The following is an 18,157-nucleotide window of genomic DNA, read 5'->3' on the forward strand; positions in this document are numbered from 1 at the left end:
TTTTCAGCCCTTAGATTTCAAACACCAATCCTTTGCGTTTCAGTGCTTCATATTTTTCAGGATCGAAGCGGTACAGATGTGCCCCTTTTTTGGAAGATGTTTTGTCTTTTTCCTCCAGCTTTTCCATTACATCCAGGGATAATATCTTCTTACGGAAGTTGCGCTTATCCAGTGTTTTCTGATAAATTTCTTCGTAGAGACTTCTTAGTTGTGAGAGGGTAAATTTCTCCGGCAGCAGTTCAAAACCGATGGGATGGAATTGTGCATTATTGCGGAGGGCTGCCAGGGCATCTTCAATCATTTTACCGTGATCGAAGATCAGCTGGGGTATTTCGTGCAGCTCCAGCCAGTGGGCACCATGCTCTCTGGCCAACGGCTTATCGTGGTTTTTAATACGTATGAGTGCATAATAGGCAACAGATATCACCCTGGCGCCCGTATCGCGGTTTACATTGCCATAGCAATGCAGCTGGTTCATATAAATATCATCCAAACCGGTTGTATGTTCCAGCACACGGCCAGCCGCTTCATCCGTACTTTCATCTTCCTGTACAAAGCCTCCTACCAGCGACCATTCGCCGGCCATAGGAGCCACTTTACGTTGCATGATCAATAACTTCAACCGGCCTTCATCAAAACCGAAGATGATACAATCTACTGCCACCAGGTGTTTAGGGGCTTTAGCATAAAAAGAAGCAGCATTCATAAAGGAATTTTAAAGGCAGAATATCCGGTAAAAATAATAAAATCGACCTATTTTTTAGGTTTAAAACGACTGTAATCGGTAACAGGTATTTTATTGACACCTAATAGTCCTAACATATATACCAGTTGTCCCCGGTAAAAGGTACTATTATTACATACCTGAATAATGACGTCTTGAACGGCTATTTTATAATGTTCACTCTTTTTGAGTGTATAGGCAATGGTATGATTCAACTTCACCTGGTTGGCTTTCCCTACCCATTCTTCCAGCAACAACGATTGTTTTAGCCAGGTAGCACAGGCCACCGAAAAAGATTCGCTGAAGCCAATGGTAGGATCCGTTGTTTTCTCTGTGAGCTGTAATCGTTGATACCAGGTACTTTCCACCCGCCACAAATGGTAAACAGTGGCACGTACCGTTGAAAAACCGGCGCCCAGCGATTCGTCCAGTTGTTCTTCCGTTAGTTTAAGCAACCCCTTTACCAACTGTTGATTAGCCCAGTGGTTGTAAGAAGTATAGTGCACCAGCATATTTTTCATGTAAAAAAAAGATTAATGCAATCCCGCAGCAAACATCCTACAAATTACAATATTGTTTTTCATTTTAGCACACGATATTTGCCCTCCCTATAATCTTGAGACCATGAATACGCTTACCTATCTAAGCAGGTGCATCATCAGGAACATCCCGCAGATAACCGACTACCGGCACTTTCCCAATGCCCCGATCCGGCTCAACGGTGTTGTCAGGAATTTTGAAGATGCCCGGTCCGGCTGGAAAGAACGCACCATTACGCATACTTACCATGGACGGCCACAGGAAGCGCTGCTATCTGATTTGCTGGCACAAACCGGTTCCACCGCCTGCATTGTAATGCAACAAAACAAAATACTCCTGGATGCCTGCTTTAATGGTTACACCTCCAACTCCATCAACACCTCTTTTTCTGTCGCTAAATCTATGGTATCTGCCCTCACCGGCATTGCCCTGGAAGAAGGCGCCATCCATAGTATACAGGACACTGTAGGGAGATATATACCGTCATATGACGTTCCGGGGCTCCGGGATATTACCATTGCGCACCTGTTGCAAATGTGTTCCGGATTGGAGTACCGGGAAGGCATAACGCCCTGGTCGGATGACGCCCGGATCTATTACAGGACCCATTTAAGGGAACAGGCGCTGACAGCCAGATTGGTGGAAACACCGGGTAGTACGTACCACTACAACAACTACAACCTCCTGTTACTGGGTATGATCCTGGAAAAAGCCACAGGACAGCCGGTGCCGTTATATTTCCAGGAAAAAATATGGCAGCATATAGGCGCCGCCGCTGATGCCTCCTGGAGCATGGACAGCCGCACATCCCGGTTTGCGAAAATGGAAAGTGGATTCAATGCTATCGCCATGGACTTTGTACGCTTTGGTGCCTTGTGCCTGCAAAACGGCGCCATCAACGGCAAACAGGTGATTCCCACAGCATGGCTGGAAGAATCTGTGAGTCCTCCGGTGCTTAAAGCCGATACACAAAAATATCTCTCCCGGCTATCTCCTCCCCTGTGTAAATGGACAGGCAGCTCATCCGGTTATTACAAATACCTGTGGTGGGGCCAACAGGTGGATCCGCACAATTTTGATTATTTTGCGTTAGGAGCAAAAGGACAGTTCATTTACATTTGTCCCCGCAAACAAGCTGTGATATTACGTTTTGGTAAGCACTGGGGTAAAACAGACTGGTGGCCCGGTATACTAAAACAGATAGCTGATTCACTCGATTAATATTTACAGATATGGAAGATATAACGTTAAGGGTTGCACGAAAAGAAGATTGTCCGCGTTTGATGGAACTGATCCGTGAGCTGGCTGAATATGAAAAAGCACCGGAGCAGGTAACGGTAAGTCTGGAACATTTTGAAGAAGCGGGTTTCGGCGCCCAACCGGTGTGGAAAGCATTTGTGGCCACCACCGAAATCAATGGCAGGGAAGTCATACATGGAATGGCACTCTATTATACCCGCTACTCCACCTGGAAAGGATGTCGCATGTACCTGGAAGATATCATCGTAACAGAAAAATGGCGTGGCAAAGGCATTGGTAAGTTATTCTTTGACGAACTAATGAAAGAAGCGAAAGAAAAACAATTTAGTGGCATCATGTTCCAGGTACTGGAATGGAATACGCCTGCCATTAATTTCTATAAAAAATATACCACCAAATTTGATCCTGAATGGATTAATGTCAGCATAGAATTGCAATAATTTTTCCGCTCATAAAATTCCGGGAGGGTATGTCATCAATCATTGCTAATATTGATGACATACCATTTTGCTATGATTTTTATTAACGATTTCCGAACCCTTCACAACGTTACCACGCCTCATCTCTGCGACACATTCAACGCAGCTTTCAGCGATTATATAGTACCACTGCATCTTACGCCTTCTATAATGGAACAAAAGATGCAGGGAGAAAATCTGCAACGCAATTATTCCATTGGCGCATTCGCAGGAGAAGAACTTGGTGGTTTCATTTTACATGCAGTAGATAACCTGGCACATCCTACCATTTTATACAATGGTGGTACCGGCGTAATACCAACTTATCGTGGACAACATCTGGTGCAGAAAATGTACTCACAATTTATACCGGTTTACCAGGAACAGGGTATCCGGAAAATAATACTGGAARTAATCAGCACCAATCTGCCGGCTATCAAAGCCTATACAAACAGTGGGTTCGATAAAACCCGCATCATCCATTCGTTCAAGGGCGAGGTGGATATGCGTAAACCCGCGGCAGACATCTCCATAAAAGAAAATAAAACACCCGACTGGGCCTTGTTATCAACGTTTATGGATATGGTGCCTTCCTGGTCTAATACCATGAGCAGTATTCAAAGAGAAGGTGCATTTACCATTACCTGGGAAGCAATCGCAGATGGAGAAACTGCCGGATATATCAGTGTACACAGAGATACGCGGCGAATCCGAAACATTGCTGTAAACCCCGGTTTCCGCAGACAAGGAATAGGTACTGCATTATTACAGCATGCAGCAGAGGTGCTGGAAGGCCCTATGACGATCATCAATATTGATGAACATTTCCCTGAAATAGGTACATTTCTTAAGCAGGCCGGCCTGGCACATTATCTATCGCAGTATGAGATGGCGATAAGCTTTTAGCCATTAGCAGTTAGCTTTTAGCAAAAATGCAGCGGAGATTAAGTATTGCTTAATCTCCGCTGCATTTTTATTTTCGCTGCATTTTGCTAAAAGCTAACTGCTAAAAGCTGTATCAGTTGATTCCRTTTACCACGGTTTCTTTATTAATTTTCTGAATCAGTCCCTGTAATACTTTACCAGGGCCTACCTCGGTGAATTCATGGCCACCATCAGCAATCATTGCCTGAACGGATTGTGTCCATCTTACAGCGCCTGTTAACTGATCAATCAGGTTTTGTTTGATTTGTGCAGGATCTGTCACCGCTGCAGCTGCTACGTTCTGATAAACAGGGCAGGTAGGCGTATTGAAAGTAGCGGTGTCAATAGCTGCCTGCAATTCGTCTTTGGCAGATGCCATTAACGGAGAGTGGAAAGCACCTCCTACCGGTAATACCAATGCACGTTTGGCACCGGCAGCCTTCATTCTTTCGCAGGCAATTTCCACGCCTTTGATCGTACCGGATATTACCAGCTGACCAGGACAGTTATAGTTGGCAGGTACTACTATTTCGCCGGTTTCGGCGGTAACAGCAGCACATATTTCTTCTACTTTGGCGTCATCCAGTGCCAGTACAGCAGCCATGGTAGATGGTTGCTGTTCACATGCTTTCTGCATGGCATTGGCGCGGATAGCTACCAGTCGTAATGCCGCTTCAAACGACAATACACCATTAGCTACCAKGGCAGAAAATTCACCGAGGGAGTGGCCCGCTACCATTTCCGGCTGTGAATGTTCAGAACACAGAAAAGCGATAACAGCATGCAGGAATACGGCAGGCTGTGTAACATTAGTTTGCTTCAGGTCTTCATCTGTACCACTAAACATGATATCAGAAATACGGAATCCTAAAATTTCATTGGCTTGCTCAAAAAGTTCTTTAGCTTTTGCATTGGTGTCGTACAGATTTTTGCCCATACCCGGAAACTGTGATCCTTGTCCGGGAAATACGTAAGCATGCTTCATGTTGATATATTGTGTTTTAGCTTTTCAAATTAATAATTTTCCAAATATACAAGTAAAAGAATTATAAAAACATTTAGGGATTTCTGCCGGGTTTACGCCAGCAAAAATCCCTATATCGTTATGTCTTTTATGTTATTTGGAAATCAGTTTCATGAACTCTGCTCTGGTATCACCATGTTCAAACTGGCCGCTGAAAGCGGAAGTGGTGGTGATAGAGTTTTGTTTCTGCACTCCGCGCATCATCATACAGAGATGTTGCGCTTCTATTACTACTCCAACACCTTGCGGTTGCAGGGTTTCCTGTATCGCATCCAGGATCTGGTGTGTTAAGCGTTCCTGTACCTGTAACCGGCGGGCGAATACATCCACTACCCGGGCTAATTTGCTTAGGCCCGTAATATATCCGTTCGGAATATAGGCTACATGTGCCTTTCCGAAGAAGGGCAACATATGGTGCTCACACATAGAATATATTTCTATATCCTTTACGATCACCATTTCACTATATGATTCTGTGAATTTTGCGCCCTCCAGGATGGCACGAGCGTCCTGCTGATAGCCCTGGGTGAGGAATTGCATGGCTTTGGCCATGCGCTCAGGCGTTTTCTCTAATCCCTCCCTGGCAGGGTCTTCTCCTAACAGGTGCAGGCATTCTTTATAATTTTCTACAAGACCGGACGTGATCTTTTCGTTGTAACTTTCAATCTTATTATACGCCATTCTTATATGATTTTAGCAAATTTCAAAGGCTGACATATACGCTACCTGTCTTCACTATTTTCCTCCGTAATATTCTACGTATATGCGAGGGGTTTCGTAGAGCTTAATACAATGCAGTTGTACATCTACCGGCAAATGTTTGGCCAGTTGGTCCCAGATAGCAATAGAAAGATTTTCGGCTGAGGTGAACTTCCCTGCCATGAAATCTACATCCATATTCAGATTCCGGTGGTCTATCTTTTCGATCACAGCATCCCGAATAATCACGCCTAATGTCTTGGCATTGAATACAAAACCTGTTTCCGGATCAGGATTACCTTTTATAGTGACGTGCAGTTCATAATTGTGACCATGCCAGTTTTCGTTGGCGCATTTACCAAAAACTTCTTCGTTCTTTTCTTTGCTCCAAGCCGGGTTAGATAACTTATGCGCAGCATTGAAGTTTTCTACTCGCGTTAAATAAATCATTATTGCAAAAAATTTTTGCAAAAATACCACTATTAAATGAGTAGCCCCAAATTATCCTAATTCCTGTCAATTGTTTTACATGGGGAGCAATCAATTTTGCCGTATTTTTACGGCATGAAATTACTGGTAACCGCGGCTACCACACTGGAAATACAACCTTTTTTACAGTTCCTGGACCAACACCGCCCAACCTTATCCGCCGCTAATTGCGAGATCGATATCCTCATTGCCGGGATTGGCATGATGCACACTGCTTTCAGTCTGGGTCGGCACCTGATCCTGCATAAGCCCGATATTGCCATACAAGCGGGTATCGCAGGCACTTTCCGCCACGATTGGGAGCTTGGACAAGTAGTCACCGTGAAACGGGAATACCTGGCCGATCTCGGAGCAGAAGACAATGATCAGTTTAAAGATTTATTTGATATACAGCTCTGGCAGCCTTCACAAACACCCTTCACCGGCACTTGCCTGGAGAATACATTTGCCGGCCTGCCCGAACTGCCTCCCCTTCCTATCGCCACCGGTGTAAGCGTAAACCTGGTCAGCGGCAGCGAAGCTACCATCAGGAAACTGGTGGGTAAATATGATCCCGATGTAGAGAGTATGGAAGGTGCTGCCTTCCATTATGCCTGCCTGCTGGAAAATATTCCTTTCCTTCAGCTGAGAAGTCTCTCTAATTATGTGGAAATCAGGGATAAAAGTAAATGGAAGATTCCCCTCGCGGTAAAAACACTCAACGAAGAACTGGTAAGAACGGTACAAACACTGGCCGGCATTTAACAACAGACAATAAAATTTTGATAGCATATGCATTTATCTTTAGGTTTTTCACCTTGCCCGAATGATACCTTCATTTTTGATGCAATGGTCAATAACAAAATAGACACACAGGACTTCACCTTTGATACTCACCTGGAAGATGTGGAAACGCTCAACAACTGGGCATTGCAGGGTAAACTATCGATTACAAAACTGAGCTTCGCCGTATACCTGAAAGTAAAGGATCAATATGAGCTGCTCAATAGCGGCAGTGCGCTGGGACGTGGTTGCGGCCCTTTGCTCATCGCTAAAAAAGATATTCCCCTGGAAGAAATCAAAAACATGACCATCGCTATTCCAGGCGAAAATACCACCGCTAACCTCCTCTTCTCCATTGCCTTCCCGGAAGCAAAGAAGAAAAAAATAATGGTATTCTCTGAAATAGAAAACGCCGTGTTAAATGGCGATGTAGATGCGGGTGTGATCATTCATGAAAACCGCTTTACTTATCAGCTCAAAGGCCTGGTAAAACTGATGGACATGGGCGAATACTGGGAGAAAACTACCGGCAACCCCATTCCACTGGGCGGCATCTTTATCCGTAAAGATGTACCGGAAGCTACCCGTGCCCAACTGGATGCACTCATACACCAAAGCCTGCGAAACAGCTATACCACCTATCCGCATCTCTCTGAGTATGTGAAATCACATGCACAGGAAATGGACGAATCAGTTATGCGGCAGCATATCGACCTCTATGTAAATGATTTCAGTCTTGACCTGGGCAGTGAAGGAAAAGCAGCAGTAGCAGCGCTGATGACGGCTGCGAAAAAAATCGGTCGTTAAACCAACTGTTTTTTTCGTTCTTTTGTTGCGGTATGATCGAAAACAAGGATACAGACCTGTGGAACAGGTTCCGGCAAGGAGAGGAGCAGGCGTTATATGCATTGTATGATCAGTATTATCATCTGCTCCTTTTCCTGGGCCTGAAAATATGCGCGAGAAGCGAACCAGTGAAGGATTGTATTCAACAGGTCTTTCTTTATCTCTGGGAGAAAAAAGAAGGCCTCGGCACCGTTACCAACGTACGGAGTTATATTATCACCTCCTTCAAACGCAAACTGCTACTGCATCTGCAACAGGAGAAAAAAGACAACGGACTATTGTCGTTGTGGATAAACCAGGCCCCAGGCGATGACATACCCTCCCGGGAACAACTATTAATACATCAGCAACAAAACAAAGAAGCCATCGGACGTATACAGGAAGCGATTTCCTTACTCAGTCCACGGCAGAAAGAATTAATTAACCTTCGCTTTTRTGAAGGCAGGAACTATGATGAAATAGCAGGCATCACCGGACTTACACACCGTACTGTTTATAATCATTTATATGAAGCACTGAAATCCCTCAAACAATCACTGGAACAGGATCTCAAATCGGGTAACCTCAATTTGAGAATGCTGTTGCTGTTACTTCCCTTATAAATTCCCTTAGATTTTTTTCAAGAAAGCACGCATAAAATAAAAAATATCAAAATCTGAATATTTACCGGTCTACACCCGGTAAAAAGGAAACGATTGTCGCTCTACTTTAAAAATGGATGGGGAATGCAGCCAATAGACCTGACCGAATTAGATCTGTTACTTGATGATACCTTTCTGCAATATATCCGGCGGAATAACGATGGAGCTATTGAGAAATGGGAAACGTACATCGCACAACATCCCGAAATACGGGAGAAAGTGGCCGCAGCAGTGGAACTATATTATACTATCAATACCAGCGAAGCGGAAAGCGACAAAGCCACTCAGCTCACCCGCCTGCAACAGGCGGTAAAAGCAACGGCTCCGGCGCGGGCAAGCCGTATTAACTGGCAAAACTATGCCTGGCGGGCAGCTGCCGCAGTACTTTTCCTGGCAGGCATTACCATGCTATGGAAAAAAATGCAGCCCACCACAACACCAGTTACCTTCCTGGTATACTCCAGCGAATGGGGACAACGGAAAATGCTGACCTTACCAGATGGATCTGCTGTTCTCTTGAATGCCAACACTACCGTCAGGATACCTTCTGATTACGGGAATAAACACCGGAATGTAGAATTGGTAAAGGGCGCCGCCCTGTTTGACGTAACAGGTAATACAGATGATCCGTTTGTAGTCACCAGCAAACAAATACAAACCACCGTACTCGGCACCTCCTTCCTGGTAAAATCATACCCATACGAGCCGCAGTCAACTGTTTCCCTGCTCAGCGGAAAAGTGCGGGTGAGTGAACGCTCCGGCAAAGCCAGCGCCATTACACTTACACCGGGAGAACAGGCCAGATGGAATGAAACAGCACAGGAAATAACTAGGCAATCATTTGATACCATTGCCGTACATACCTGGAAAGCAGGAAAACTGGTATTCAACAATGCCAGCGTCCGGGAAGTAGTTACTCAATTGGAAAACTGGTATGGGATACCATTCGAGATAAAAGGAAATCTGTTAAATGCCAAACGGTTCTCAGGAGCCTTCGACAATGATAAACTTGAAAAAGTACTAAACATTTTTTGTTTCACAGCCGGATGCCGTTTTCAAATACAACCGGATAAAGTAACGATTCAATTTTAATAAAAGCGTTTCCACCAAAATCGCTGAAATCGGGATCACCAGCAGGCTGCCGGCGCCTGTAGTGACCATATCAACCATTACATTTTAAAATCTGATGCATGACTTTTAATTATGCGCGCCTCCGTGCGCTGTTAAGCACTGCTATAAAATGGCAGTTTCCAGCTTTGGTGTTGTTGATATTGATAAGCAGTATGCACACATACGGGCAGCAAAAAAAAGTAATCCCCCTGCAGGATATTTCTATGCAGGCAGCCTTTCGTAAAATTGAGTCCACTTACCAGGTGAAATTCTTTTATGTAGCAGGCACTTTACCCCCGCAACATATTACCCTCCCTTCCAGAGCGAGAAATATCCGGGAACTGTTGTCTGAACTGGAAGCCGCGTCCGGCCTTGAATTCAGACTCAGCGGCAATATGATCGGCGTAGTAAAACACAATAGTCCATCCGGTGTAAACAGGCCTCCAGCCCTGGTGAAAGGTATTATCACCGACCATAAAGGTCAGCCRCTACCCGCTACCACCATCCGGGATGTGATTACCGGCAAAGGTGCGGTCACAGATGCGAACGGCGCTTTTGCCATCGCCACAGAAGACGGCCACCCGGTAATGATCACCAGCATAGGCTATCGCGTTAAAACACAAACCATATCCGGTACCGATAACCGTATTATACTCGAAGAAGATGCCACCAGCCTGGGAAGCGTAGTGGTAATGGGTTACACCAATAAACAAGCCGCAGAACTAACGGGTGCCGTACAAAAAATCTCCGGCAACCAACTGCGCAGCTCCGTATCATCTGCCAACATCCTGTCTATGCTGAAGGCAAAAACCACCGGCATGTACATCGTAGAACCCAGTGCCAGCGCAGGCGCCAAAGGACAGGTATTACTCCGCGGTATTTCCTCTCTTCCTTCCGGCACCAGCTCCTACTTCGGACCACTCATCGTAGTGGACGGCGTCATCTCTAATTCACAATCATTACAGGATGTGGTAAATCCCGCTGATGTAGAAAGTATTACCATCCTGAAAGATGCAGCATCCACTGCTATTTATGGCTCCAGAGCAGCACAGGGCGTTATTGTGGTTACCACAAAAAGAGCCGGTCAAAACAGCGGCGTACATATTACGCTCGACACCCGCTATGGCGCCATCAAAGTAAACCGCGCTATCCGGTTTATGAATACCTCAGAAAACATCGCGTGGATGGATAAAATGATGGAACACAGATGGGCGGAAACACCTTCTCTGCAACAGGAATTCCCCACCGCGACCGACTTTATCCAACAACGAAGAATTTATACTGATGAGGATAAATCAAAAGATTTTGATTGGGAAAAAGCACTGTATGATAATGGTAACTTTTCTGATGTGAGCCTTGGCTTAACGAGCGGCAACGATAAAACTACTATCTATGCGGGCCTTGACTGGTACAAAGAAAAGGGAATTACACTGGGTAATACCTTTGACCGCCGTAACCTGCGCCTGAACATCGAACAAAAATTTTCAACTAAAGTAACCGGTGGTATCAACACCAGTGCTATCATCGATAGAACCATCAGCAGGAATGCGTTACCACCGCTGTATCTGACACAACCTTTTGTAACACCTTATAAGGCAGATGGCTCGTTGGCTGACAGTATCCCCGTGAAACAGTCCGATGATTTCGGGGTGCCGTATACCACCTATACCCAAAATTTTCCGGGAGAGAAAAAGTTTGATAATACGGCCATTACAGACAATCAACACTTCACTGCTACCGGATGGCTCAGTTATAAAATATTACCCTGGTTAAGCCTTAAAACCGCCAATACCATCGATTATATCAACACACATGGTAACTCTTACATGGACCCAGGAAGTTTTTCCGGCAAATATGGAGGCCTCCCCTATCTCTTTGCGCCTGGTGCTACTGGCCTTAATGGCACACTGTCCATTACGGATTCACGCTTCTTTAATTTCATTACCACCAATACGCTCAATGCCAACAAACAATTCGGCCAACATAGCTTCAGCTTCCTGGCAGGAACAGAGTGGGCAAAGCGTCATACCGAAACGTCATCCACAAGTTATTACAACCTGCTCCCAGGTGAGCGGAATGCCGGCGCCGCCAAAAACTTCGGTGACATCAGCAGTTATGTATCCGGCCGCCCCTATCGCCCTACAGGTACTTATACAGAACGCGCCAGTTTTTCTGCCTTCGGTGAACTGAACTATAACTACGCATCCCGCTATTTTGCGGCGGCATCATTGCGCACAGATGCATTCACCAACTTCGGCCGCAACAAAAGATATGGTACATTTTATGCCATCAGTGCCGGCTGGATGATTAACCGGGAAGCTTTTCTGGCAGATGTAAAAAGCATCGACCAGTTGAAGCTGAGAGTAGTGCACGGTACTTCCGGAAGGGACGTAGGGGACGGCTACCTGAACCAAACGCTCTATGGCACTAACAGTCCTTTTCCATATGATAATCAGAATGGGATAGGCTCCGCCATTACACAACTGGAAAATCCCAATATCAGCTGGGAAACAACCGTTAACAATACGCTGGGCATTGACCTGGGATTATGGAACCGCATAGAACTCACCGCTGATCTCTATTCCAAACTCAGTAAAAATCTGCTGCAGCAGGTGTATGTAGGGTCTGCACAAGGCTCTTTCCAGCAGTATCAGAATGTGGGAGAAGTACTGAACAAAGGGCTGGAATTAATGCTGAACACCCGGAACATTGTTTCCAGGGATTTCAGCTGGACAACCAACTTAAACATCAGCTTCAATAAAAACAGCATACAAAAACTATATAACGATTCGTTGCTGGATGATTATAGCCGTGCCTATTATCGCTATAAAGGAGAAGATATCAATACCATTAAAGCCGTTCGTTATGTAGGTGTAAACCCGGATAATGGCGCACCACTATTCCAGAACTTTGACGCTTCCGGAAAACTGCAGGTAGTGGAAGGGATAGGCAATTATGGTGATCTGCGAAATTTTCAGCGGGTAGGATCTGCCACACCGAAATTCTTTGGTGGCTTTACCAATACCTTCACTTACAAACAGTTTTCGCTTAGTGCAGAAATATGGTTCCAGGTGGGCAACTATACGGCTATGAGCCTGATCAATAACTTCCAGGATCCAACAGCTCCCTTTGGCGGCAGAAATAATGTAAGCTGGCAATCATCTCAAAAAATATGGCAGCAGCCCGGCGATAAAAATGCTAACTACCCGGATGTATACAGCAGCAAGATGGATGACTGGAGAGTATTTACCAGCAATTCATCTCTTATATATGGTAATGCCAGTCATGTACGCATGCGCAATATACGACTGGGTTACGACCTCTCACCGAAGGCATTATCTAAATTGCACGCACAACGTGCAGGCGTATTCGTGAGTATGGATAATGTATTTGTGATCAAGCATAAAGATTATGTGGGTGCCGACCCGGAAGGCGCTCCTATCGGCAACGCCAGCTTTACCGGTATTGGTATCGAAAATGCCAACCCAAGACGTATCACCGCTGGCCTTAACGTAACCTTTTAAACTATTGCAACATGAATCGGAAAATATCTATAGCATTTTGCTGCATCATTGCATTAAGCGCCTGCAATAAACAACTGGATGATCTTCGTCCGCATAATGTGATTACAGAAAAAGCGCAGTTTTCAACACCTGACGGATTTGCACAAGCCGCACTGGCCCTGTATCCTATGGTAACCCTTGGGGTTGGCATGGAAAACAATGCCTTTGGCTATGGCGGTACGGCCATGTTCCTGCCGGAAGCACTGGGAAATAATATCCACTCCCTGGACCTGGGCCCTAATATGAACAGCGATGCGTTTAATTATATCAACTCAGCAGATAAAAATCATAGCTGGACTTATAATTTCTGGCGTGCCAGCTATTTTGCTATTCTCCACGCCAACAAGCTGCTCGACAACGTAGCGAAGGATGAACAAAATCCGGTGATCCTGCAGGCGAAAGCAGAAGCACTGTTTATGAGGGCATTTGTGTACTTCAACCTGGTGCGTTTATATGGCAAGCCATACTACCAGGATGCTGCCAACAGCCCTGCCGTAATGCTGATCACCACGGCTGTCAATAATAGTGATGCTAAACCGGCACGGGCCAGTGTGAAAGCCGTGTATGACCAGATCATAAACGATCTGGAAACCGCTATGCCATTGTTCAACCAGGAGAAATCCAGTAGCTATGGCAGCAAAATCGCCGCAACTGCGTTGCTGTCACGTGCTTATCTGTATATGGGTGGCACCTTCCAGCAGCCAGCGGCTCCCTTCAACCAGAAAGCGGTGACGAATGCGACAGCGGTCATCAGCAGCAACAAGTTTGTTTTGTTACAGGACAACGCTTATCGTCAGTATTATAGCAGTAACAACAAAAGTAACCAGGAAGATATTTTTGCGGGTAACATGGACTATGGTAATTCATCTATCAGCCAGTTATATGCTTACCCAACCAGGTCCGGATACACAGGCGGTTATTATCGTCCTTCTTCCGCACTGTTGTCACTAATATCTCCACAGGATCTGCGGTCTTCACATTACATAAAAAATGTAACACCGGGTTTGGATAAAGACACCATAGCTTCCGTGAAATACATGTATCTCTATACCGCCCTCTTTAGCAAATCACCTTTCCGCTATATTAGGCTGGCAGAGGTATACCTGAATCGAGCAGAAGCCTATGTCAAACTGGGTAACAACGATGCTGCCTTAACTGATCTGAACACTATCCGCAATCGTGCAGGGCTGCCATCCGTAACCCTTTCCGGCCAGGCACTTTTTAATGAAATATTACTGCAACGTCGTATAGAACTGGCTTTCGAAGGCCACAATGCTTTCGATTATTTCAGGAACGGCTTACCAATGGTCAGAAATTATGCATCCGTTGGCAGTGGCCCTATCACGATAGAAGCCAGCAGTAACAAAATACTGCTCCGCATTCCACAGGAAGAAATCACACTCAATCCTAATCTTACACAAAATCCATAATAGTATATGAAAAAAATAATCAGCGTACTATCATTACCGCTAGTCATCGCACAGCTGGCTACTGCACAACAAAAATTCAGTATATCCGGTACCGTTAGCGGGAATGCTCCTGCTAAATACTATCTGCAATACAACAATGGTCAAAAATATATGACCGATAGCTCCATTGTAACAAACGGCAGATTCAGTTTTGCCGGCTTAATACCTCAACCAACACCCGGTATATTTTCCGCAAGACTCTCCCAAAACATGAGTGGCGATAAAAGCGAACAGGCCTATCTGTTCCTGGAACCTACTGCTATGACCATTACCGTACAAAATGGAGACCTCGCTACTACCGTCCTGAAAGGTTCTGTGAGCAATGAGGATAATGTAAAGCTGGAGCAGGAAAAAGAAGCTGCTACCGCCCAATACAAACCGCTGCTGGAAACCTTACGCAATGAAAAAGACCACGACAAAGCCGGCGCTATCCGTGAACAATTGGCGCCTTATTTCGAGACCAACAGTCAGCTGTCAAGAAAATTTATCCGGGAACATCATAACGCTTTCCTCAGCCTTTACCTCATGCGCTTTGAAGTAGGGAGCATGTCACTGGATTCCGCCAAATACTATTTCAACAGCTTAAGCAAAGCTTTACAACAAAGCAAAGATGGCCAGAAGATAGCTAAAGAAATTAAACAACTGGAAGATGGATCTCCCGGCAGTGTTGCTTTCAATTTCAGTAAAAAAGATATCAACGGAGAACAACTAAATCTGGCTGATTTCCGGGGCAAATATGTACTGCTCGATTTCTGGGCCAGTTGGTGCGTTCCTTGCCGTGCAGGTAATCCGCATCTGCTGGAATTGTACAAACAATACAAGGATAAAGGCTTTGAGATAATCAGTATTTCGGATGATGACCGCAATCATGATGCATGGAGAAAGGCAGTAGAGAAAGATGGTATAGGGGTGTGGAAACATGTATTGCGTGGACTGGATTGGGACAAGCGTAACAAGAACCTCCCAAATCCTGAAGATACCAGCGATCATTTTGGTATTCATTCTTTACCTACTCAAATTCTTGTTGATCCCAAAGGCATGATCATTGCCCGCTATGGCGGTGGTGGAGAAGAACATGAGGCACTCGATAAAAAATTAAAAGACGTTTTAAAGCAATAGTTCCAGGGCAGAAAGCGGAAAGCCGAAAGCATAAAGCCATCGAAGCGGTTGATTTTAGCGGATAACCCGTTATTCATTCGCTCAGATGGCTTTTTGCTTTATGCTTTCTTCAACGCCTTCCCATATACTTCCAGCGCACGCTTTCGCGCTTCTTCATGCGACACAACAGGTTTTACATAATCAAACCCTTCAAACTCAGGTACCCATTTACGGATATACTGCAAGTCTTTATCAAATTTCTGTGTTTGCAATGTTGGATTAAACACGCGGAAATAAGGAGCAGCGTCACAGCCCGAACCTGCCGCCCATTGCCAGCCACCATTATTTGCCGCCAGGTCATAATCCAGTAATTTCGCAGCAAAATATGCTTCTCCCCAACGCCAGTCAATCAATAGGTGTTTGGTTAAAAAACTGGCAGTAATCATGCGCACCCGGTTATGCAGGTAACCAGTGGTATTCAGTTCCCGCATGCCTGCATCTACAATTGGATAGCCTGTTTCACCTTTACACCAGCGCTCAAATTCGACTGTATTATTACGCCAGGTTATTTTATCGTATTCTCTCTTAAAAGAATTTCCTACCACATGTGGAAAATGCCAGAGGATCATCTGGTAAAATTCGCGCCATATCAATTCTTTGGCAAAAGTAGTATTGAGCTGCATGGCATGCTGCATCAATGCCCGAATGCTGATGGTACCAAAACGCAAATGAATACCCAGCCGGGAAGTGCCGTTTATCGCAGGAAAATCACGGGTGGTATCATAATGTTTGATCAATGCTTCTGGTAGCGCCGCTGACGGAAATAGTTGCTCCCCTGCTACAAATCCCATCTCTTTCAATGAAGGAATTTTCACAGGTAGCTGTTGATGAAGATGTGCAATATATTTTTTACAGGGATAAGGTTTGAGATAAAAAAATGTCAGCTTATCATACCACTTTTTACTGTAAGGTGTAAAAATCGTATATGGTTCACCGTTATCTTTCATCACTTCATTTTTTTCCAATATTACCTGATCCTTATAAGTATGAAATGAAACACCTTTCTCGCTGAGTTGCTTTTCTATAGCGGCATCCCGGCTTCTGGCATAGGGTTCATAGTCATGATTGGCATATACTGCAGCTACGGAATATTTCGAAGTCCAATGCGTAAATGCTGCTTCGGGGGTACCATAAAAAACATCCAGTGAACTGCCTTCCTGCAGCAGCTGTTCCTGCATTTCTTCCAGTACCGCATGAATAAAAGTAAGACGGCGATCCTGTTTATCTTCCAGATCATTCAGAATATTGGTATCAAAAACAAATACCGGTACTACCGGTATTCCTGCGTGTAAAGCATAATAAAAAGCGGCCTGGTCTTCCAGCCGCAGATCACGGCGAAACCAGCAGAGACTAACTTTTTGTTCCATCTTTATCGGATATTTTTTTTGCGGAGATAACCGTATGACGCACTCCGCTGCATTTCGCTAAAAGCTAATGGCTAACTGCTAACTGCTTTTACAGCATTCCCTCATGCAACACTTCATGTAAAATAGCAGCAGTGGCATTGCCATAACTGCTGTCGCGGAAAAGGCCTACCCAACGGATACCATAGATGGCATTCGTTAAAAATATTTCATCCGCATTCTCGAGGTCGTCAATATCGAGGGGTCTTTCCTCCACCTTAAAAGGAAGTTCTGCTTTCAGAAGGTACTTCCGCATCACGCCACAAACGCCTCCTTCCGTCAGCGGCGGTGTATAAATTATTTTATCCCGTACGATGAACAAATTAGCGATGGTGCTATCAGCCACGCGGCCATATTGATTCAGCAGAATGGCTTCATTCAACCGGTGTTGCTTGGCATACATGGCCGCCATTACATAAGGCAGGCAGTTATTGGATTTAACAGCTGATAACTTATCACAACTCTTTTTCACATCCGGAAATATATCCGTTACCAGGCCATTCTGATTTAATTCGAGTACAGTTTTACTTAATTCCCAGGATTGAATAATGTAATTGGGCAGGTTATTGATAGGGTCATACAAACCACCATCAGAACGAAATATAGCCAGTCGTACCCGGGCCATATGTGACACATTATTTTTGTTGCAGAGATCAATGATCTGCTTTACAAAATATGCTTTGGTAAAATGAGTGGGAATATCAAAGTGCAGCAGATGTAAACTGGCGAGCAACCGCTCAAAGTGCAGGTCTGCCAGTAATACATTCCCCTGGTATACTTTCAGGGTTTCAAAAAATCCATCCCCGTATCTGAAAGAACGATTGTCGGCAGTAAAAATCGGGTCAGCCGCAGGAATGTATTTACCATTGTAACAAAGAAATCCAACTTGCACCTCGAACTATTTTAGCAAGTTGAAAGGTACCAATTATTTGGCGATTTCAGAAGTTTGGGATTTCCGGATTTTGTTTCAGGTAAGTATGTATTGCTGAAACAAAATATCTGATTTTAAACCAATCCGGTGGAAGCTGGCACCAGCATTCAGCTTAGACAAGTCATTGTACGCCTGCTAATTCTCCGGCATACGAAT

The 18,157-nt window shown here is 44.8% G+C and carries 17 protein-coding genes; 10 read left to right on the forward strand and 7 right to left on the reverse strand.

Annotation, left to right across the window (positions count from 1 at the left end):
• Nucleotides 1-10: 10 nt before the first annotated feature.
• Both AC1DP6_RS09045 and AC1DP6_RS09050 read right to left on the reverse strand, forming a co-directional pair.
• The gene (locus AC1DP6_RS09045) at nt 11-706 is read right to left on the reverse strand and encodes an NUDIX hydrolase (protein WP_441573648.1); all 696 of its coding nucleotides are present in this window, start codon (nt 704-706) and stop codon (nt 11-13) included.
• Between the two features lie 47 nt (nt 707-753).
• Nucleotides 754-1,245 carry a DinB family protein gene (locus AC1DP6_RS09050; protein WP_477054537.1) on the reverse strand — a complete coding sequence of 164 codons (492 nt, stop codon included), beginning with the start codon at nt 1,243-1,245 and terminating at the stop codon, nt 754-756.
• A gap of 103 nt (nt 1,246-1,348) precedes the next feature.
• On the opposite strand from AC1DP6_RS09050, the gene AC1DP6_RS09055 reads away from it, so the two are divergent.
• The 3 genes from AC1DP6_RS09055 to AC1DP6_RS09065 all read left to right on the forward strand — a co-directional run bounded on the left by AC1DP6_RS09055 (nt 1,349) and on the right by AC1DP6_RS09065 (nt 3,888).
• Nucleotides 1,349-2,485: a serine hydrolase domain-containing protein gene (locus tag AC1DP6_RS09055; protein WP_477054538.1), complete on the forward strand. Its 1,137-nt coding sequence runs from the start codon at nt 1,349-1,351 to the stop codon at nt 2,483-2,485.
• Nucleotides 2,486-2,496: 11 nt separating this feature from the next.
• Complete coding sequence (locus AC1DP6_RS09060; protein WP_477054539.1) at nt 2,497-2,964, forward strand: N-acetyltransferase family protein; 468 nt, start codon at nt 2,497-2,499, stop codon at nt 2,962-2,964.
• Nucleotides 2,965-3,036: 72 nt separating this feature from the next.
• Nucleotides 3,037-3,888 (forward strand): GNAT family N-acetyltransferase, encoded by an 852-nt coding sequence (locus tag AC1DP6_RS09065; RefSeq protein ID WP_477054540.1) that lies wholly within the window; start codon nt 3,037-3,039, stop codon nt 3,886-3,888.
• Nucleotides 3,889-4,000: 112 nt separating this feature from the next.
• Here the strand turns inward: AC1DP6_RS09065 and fabD are convergent, their stop codons facing one another.
• The 3 genes from fabD to AC1DP6_RS09080 all read right to left on the reverse strand — a co-directional run bounded on the left by fabD (nt 4,001) and on the right by AC1DP6_RS09080 (nt 6,079).
• A complete protein-coding gene (gene fabD, locus AC1DP6_RS09070; protein WP_477054541.1) occupies nt 4,001-4,891 on the reverse strand; it encodes an ACP S-malonyltransferase in 891 nt (296 codons plus the stop codon).
• Between the two features lie 132 nt (nt 4,892-5,023).
• Nucleotides 5,024-5,611: a GTP cyclohydrolase I FolE gene (gene folE, locus AC1DP6_RS09075; protein WP_477023041.1), complete on the reverse strand. Its 588-nt coding sequence runs from the start codon at nt 5,609-5,611 to the stop codon at nt 5,024-5,026.
• 54 nt (nt 5,612-5,665) lie between these two features.
• Nucleotides 5,666-6,079, reverse strand: a complete 414-nt coding sequence (locus AC1DP6_RS09080) for a 6-pyruvoyl trahydropterin synthase family protein (protein ID WP_477054542.1) — start codon at nt 6,077-6,079, stop codon at nt 5,666-5,668.
• 114 nt (nt 6,080-6,193) lie between these two features.
• On the opposite strand from AC1DP6_RS09080, the gene mqnB reads away from it, so the two are divergent.
• From mqnB to AC1DP6_RS09115, 7 genes are all read left to right on the forward strand, one after another.
• Complete coding sequence (mqnB, locus tag AC1DP6_RS09085) at nt 6,194-6,862, forward strand: futalosine hydrolase (RefSeq protein ID WP_477054543.1); 669 nt, start codon at nt 6,194-6,196, stop codon at nt 6,860-6,862.
• A gap of 27 nt (nt 6,863-6,889) precedes the next feature.
• Nucleotides 6,890-7,687: a 1,4-dihydroxy-6-naphthoate synthase gene (locus AC1DP6_RS09090; protein WP_477054544.1), complete on the forward strand. Its 798-nt coding sequence runs from the start codon at nt 6,890-6,892 to the stop codon at nt 7,685-7,687.
• Nucleotides 7,688-7,719: 32 nt separating this feature from the next.
• Nucleotides 7,720-8,328, forward strand: coding sequence for an RNA polymerase sigma factor (locus AC1DP6_RS09095; RefSeq protein ID WP_477054545.1), 609 nt, complete (start codon nt 7,720-7,722; stop codon nt 8,326-8,328).
• A 123-nt stretch (nt 8,329-8,451) separates the two neighbouring features.
• Nucleotides 8,452-9,459 carry a FecR family protein gene (locus AC1DP6_RS09100; protein ID WP_477054546.1) on the forward strand — a complete coding sequence of 336 codons (1,008 nt, stop codon included), beginning with the start codon at nt 8,452-8,454 and terminating at the stop codon, nt 9,457-9,459.
• A gap of 98 nt (nt 9,460-9,557) precedes the next feature.
• The gene (locus AC1DP6_RS09105) at nt 9,558-13,001 is read left to right on the forward strand and encodes a SusC/RagA family TonB-linked outer membrane protein (protein ID WP_477054547.1); all 3,444 of its coding nucleotides are present in this window, start codon (nt 9,558-9,560) and stop codon (nt 12,999-13,001) included.
• Nucleotides 13,002-13,012: 11 nt separating this feature from the next.
• Entirely contained in the window at nt 13,013-14,470 is a 1,458-nt protein-coding gene (locus AC1DP6_RS09110) for a RagB/SusD family nutrient uptake outer membrane protein (protein WP_477054548.1), read from the forward strand.
• A 6-nt stretch (nt 14,471-14,476) separates the two neighbouring features.
• The gene (locus AC1DP6_RS09115) at nt 14,477-15,628 is read left to right on the forward strand and encodes a redoxin domain-containing protein (RefSeq protein ID WP_477054549.1); all 1,152 of its coding nucleotides are present in this window, start codon (nt 14,477-14,479) and stop codon (nt 15,626-15,628) included.
• 98 nt (nt 15,629-15,726) lie between these two features.
• Here the strand turns inward: AC1DP6_RS09115 and AC1DP6_RS09120 are convergent, their stop codons facing one another.
• Entirely contained in the window at nt 15,727-17,034 is a 1,308-nt protein-coding gene (locus AC1DP6_RS09120) for a cryptochrome/photolyase family protein (protein ID WP_477054550.1), read from the reverse strand.
• A gap of 88 nt (nt 17,035-17,122) precedes the next feature.
• Nucleotides 17,123-17,962: an aminotransferase class IV gene (locus tag AC1DP6_RS09125; RefSeq protein ID WP_477054551.1), complete on the reverse strand. Its 840-nt coding sequence runs from the start codon at nt 17,960-17,962 to the stop codon at nt 17,123-17,125.
• Nucleotides 17,963-18,157: the final 195 nt, after the last annotated feature.

The sequence above is a fragment of the Chitinophaga sp. 01L420 genome (assembly GCF_056399985.1).

Coding starts and splice junctions, on each gene's coding strand:
- AC1DP6_RS09080 (WP_477054542.1), bottom strand. CDS start 6,079: ATGATTTATTTAACGCGAGTAGAAAACTTCAATGCTGCGCATAAGTTA.
- AC1DP6_RS09110 (WP_477054548.1), top strand. CDS start 13,013: ATGAATCGGAAAATATCTATAGCATTTTGCTGCATCATTGCATTAAGC.
- mqnB (WP_477054543.1), top strand. CDS start 6,194: ATGAAATTACTGGTAACCGCGGCTACCACACTGGAAATACAACCTTTT.
- AC1DP6_RS09060 (WP_477054539.1), top strand. CDS start 2,497: ATGGAAGATATAACGTTAAGGGTTGCACGAAAAGAAGATTGTCCGCGT.
- AC1DP6_RS09120 (WP_477054550.1), bottom strand. CDS start 17,034: ATGGAACAAAAAGTTAGTCTCTGCTGGTTTCGCCGTGATCTGCGGCTG.
- AC1DP6_RS09050 (WP_477054537.1), bottom strand. CDS start 1,245: ATGAAAAATATGCTGGTGCACTATACTTCTTACAACCACTGGGCTAAT.
- folE (WP_477023041.1), bottom strand. CDS start 5,611: ATGGCGTATAATAAGATTGAAAGTTACAACGAAAAGATCACGTCCGGT.
- AC1DP6_RS09055 (WP_477054538.1), top strand. CDS start 1,349: ATGAATACGCTTACCTATCTAAGCAGGTGCATCATCAGGAACATCCCG.
- AC1DP6_RS09090 (WP_477054544.1), top strand. CDS start 6,890: ATGCATTTATCTTTAGGTTTTTCACCTTGCCCGAATGATACCTTCATT.
- AC1DP6_RS09115 (WP_477054549.1), top strand. CDS start 14,477: ATGAAAAAAATAATCAGCGTACTATCATTACCGCTAGTCATCGCACAG.
- AC1DP6_RS09100 (WP_477054546.1), top strand. CDS start 8,452: ATGCAGCCAATAGACCTGACCGAATTAGATCTGTTACTTGATGATACC.
- AC1DP6_RS09045 (WP_441573648.1), bottom strand. CDS start 706: ATGAATGCTGCTTCTTTTTATGCTAAAGCCCCTAAACACCTGGTGGCA.